Annotated in this window: 3 protein-coding genes; 2 read left to right on the top strand and 1 reads right to left on the bottom strand. The window is 70.7% G+C overall.

What is annotated here, in order from left to right:
* Positions 1-36 precede the first annotated feature (36 nt).
* Complete coding sequence (locus ACFU7Y_RS43305) at positions 37-990, bottom strand: phosphatidylinositol-specific phospholipase C (protein WP_224279062.1); 954 nt, start codon at positions 988-990, stop codon at positions 37-39.
* 185 nt (positions 991-1175) lie between these two features.
* Between ACFU7Y_RS43305 and ACFU7Y_RS43310 the strand changes: the two genes are divergently transcribed.
* The gene (locus ACFU7Y_RS43310; RefSeq protein WP_224279060.1) at positions 1176-1442 is read left to right on the top strand and encodes a hypothetical protein; all 267 of its coding nucleotides are present in this window, start codon (positions 1176-1178) and stop codon (positions 1440-1442) included.
* A gap of 169 nt (positions 1443-1611) precedes the next feature.
* Positions 1612-1953: a hypothetical protein gene (locus ACFU7Y_RS43315; protein WP_224279058.1), complete on the top strand. Its 342-nt coding sequence runs from the start codon at positions 1612-1614 to the stop codon at positions 1951-1953.
* Positions 1954-2143 lie beyond the last annotated feature (190 nt).

Here is a 2143-nt window from a genome sequence, read left to right on the forward strand (position 1 = left end):
GGCCCCTCGGCGTGCGAGGGGCCGCCGCCCGCCCTGCTAGACGAAGTTCTTGTCGACCAGCATCTGCAGCACGTTGACGTGGAAGTCCGGGAAGTCCATCGGCACGATGCCGAACCGGGCGCGCTGCTGGGTGCGGGCGTTCAGGTAGGGGTAGACCGTGCGGTCCATCAGGGACTGCGAGCTGGTCTTGGGCCAGTAACCACCCGCGTACGAGAGGAAGTTGACGAACATCTTCGGGTAGGACGGGTTGAGGAAGGCCTTGTCGAACTGGGCGACGATGCGCTGGCCCTTCGTCCCGAGGGGGTCGAGGCCGCCGGTCTGCCAGAGGTCCTGGGTGTCGAAGTAGCCGTTCTCGCCGCTGGACCAGCCGATCAGGCCCCAGGGGTTGGCGAAGTCGGCGATCAGGACGACCTTCCCGCGGGCGGTGGCGAGGGTCGGCCAGCCGTAGAAGTGGAACAGGTCGCGGTAGCCCAGCGCGTCGAGGTAGTGGTTGACCCGCCGCATGAACTCGGTGTCGTCGAGTGACTGGCCGCCGGCGCGTTCGTTGCGCAGGCGCATCAGGACGGTCTCGCCGGGGTGTGAGCGGAGGAAGGACCGGCACTGGTCGAGCACGTCCTGGAGGCGGATGTGCTGGTAGTTGTCGGAGTGGTAGATCCCGAGTTCGTCGGGAGCGCCCTGGAGGCCGTTGCAGCGGATGTCGAGGAAGCGGACGCCCTCGTTCAGCTGCTGGGGGATTCCCCAGTTCTGGGTGTGCGACCACTCGGTGCCGTAGGCGGGGTTCTCGCAGCAGGAGTCGTGGGTGCCGGGGATGGTGAGGTCGAGCAGGGAGAGGTCGCCGCTCAGGCGGCTCATCCAGCTGTCCGTCGGCAGGCCACGCGGGGTGGTGGCGCCGGAGGCGGCCGAGGCGCTGCCCGGCAGGGCGGGGCCTGCGACGGCGGCGGCGCCCAATCCCGCGCCCCACTTGAGAAGTTCACGGCGTGCGATGCCCATGGTGCGGCTCCTCGGGGTCCGGTCGGGTCGGGTCGGTGCGGTCGGTCGTTCGAGGCGTGCGCTGTCATCTTGGAGCACGCGGGCACTGCTTTGACAGGTTCACGGCGCGACAATCCGGGGCCGGATGGCCCCCGTGGGGTGAAGATCGAAATGCGCGGACGGCCGCCGCCCGCCACGGTGGGACCGTGGCTGCGATCGTCGTCCTCTTCGAACTGGCCCCGGACCAGGCCCTCGGCCCCGAGGGCGTCGGGCCGGGCGTGGTCGCGGTGCACGCCGCCGGCCAGGACCCGGACGTCCCGGAGGACCCACAGGCGCGCACCTTCTGCGGACTGGACACCGCTCCGATGGAGCACGCCCACTACCGCCCCACCCGGCCGGGCGAGCCGTGGTACCCGCCCGAGCTGGAGCAGCAGCGGTGCCGGCTCTGCGAGGCGGCGCTGCACCGGCTCTGATGCTCTGGGCGGAGGGCCCGCCGGACGGCCCACGGACTTCCTGATTCCGTGCGAGCGCAAGGCCGAACGCCTCCTCGCCTTCGTCGGCATCGCCGGCGCTCCGATCCGCCGCCGAAGACACCAGGGATCCGGATGACATGCCGGCAACGGCTGCACGACAATGAGCGCCATGCCTGTGACTGATGAGCCAGAGGCCGAGGTGTCCCGCTTGTGGCAGGAATCCAGGGGCGAGTACAGGACCTCACGGGTCAACCTGGCCGAGCCGGCAGGTGTCGACCTTGTGACGATGGTCGACGGCAGGCTCGGGGGCTGCATACACACCTGGTTGTACTGCTGTGCTTCCTTCGGTGCACGGCATCTGGACACCGTCAGAGTGGTCCTCCGCGATCTTGAGCGGCTTCTCCCCGAGATCACCGATGAGGGCAACCTGCGTATCGGGCAGCACTGTCACCGGTTGGCGCAACTCATCTCGGACAGCAGCCCGGATTCCGACAACGGAGACAGCCTCTGACGTGTCACGGCTCGCCTCGGTGATTCAGCGCTGAGACGGGGGCTGCGACAGCCGGCGGAGTGGGGCGGGGGGCGGGCCGGGAGACCCCCCCCCGGGCGGGGGGGGGACGGGGGGGCGCCCGCCGGGGCGCGCCCGGGGGGGGGGCGCCGGGCGCCCAGGGGCCCCCCACGGGGGCCGGGCCGGAGGGCGC

It is taken from the genome of Kitasatospora sp. NPDC057542 (genome assembly GCF_042801945.1).
In the GTDB taxonomy this organism is placed as follows: domain Bacteria; phylum Actinomycetota; class Actinomycetes; order Streptomycetales; family Streptomycetaceae; genus Kitasatospora.

Bases quoted from the DNA above. Each gene is read 5' to 3' on its own strand.
- ACFU7Y_RS43305 (WP_224279062.1), bottom strand. From the start codon at position 990: ATGGGCATCGCACGCCGTGAACTTCTCAAGTGGGGCGCGGGATTGGGC.
- ACFU7Y_RS43315 (WP_224279058.1), top strand. From the start codon at position 1,612: ATGCCTGTGACTGATGAGCCAGAGGCCGAGGTGTCCCGCTTGTGGCAG.